Raw genomic sequence first — 379 nt, 5'->3', positions numbered from 1 at the left:
CAGATGGCACTATTTTCATTCGTAGGAATCGAAATGATTGGTGTTACTGCTGGAGAGACGAAAGATCCTGAACAAACTATACCAAAGGCAATCAATAGTGTACCTATTAGAATATTAATTTTCTATGTTGGGGCATTAGCAGTAATTATGTCAATCATTCCTTGGTACAAAGTTGATCCAGATAACAGCCCTTTCGTTAAATTATTCGCTTTAATTGGAGTACCATTTGCAGCTGGAATAATTAACTTTGTGGTTTTAACTGCTGCTGCATCATCATGTAATAGTGGTATATTTTCAAATAGTAGAATGCTGTACGGACTATCTAATCAAGAACAAGCTCCACCAGCCTTCTCTAAAACGAACAAAAACGGTGTACCAC

General features: G+C 36.7%; 1 protein-coding gene. It reads left to right on the top strand.

The genetic code is table 11. From position 1 onward, the window contains the following. Nucleotides 1-379 (top strand): amino acid permease (locus HZY83_RS00040; RefSeq protein ID WP_179942084.1); only part of this gene is annotated, 379 nt, incomplete at both ends.

The organism is Gemella sp. GH3 (assembly GCF_013415425.1).
Taxonomy (GTDB): domain Bacteria; phylum Bacillota; class Bacilli; order Staphylococcales; family Gemellaceae; genus Gemelliphila.
This window is presented reverse-complemented; position numbering and strand designations above follow the sequence as displayed.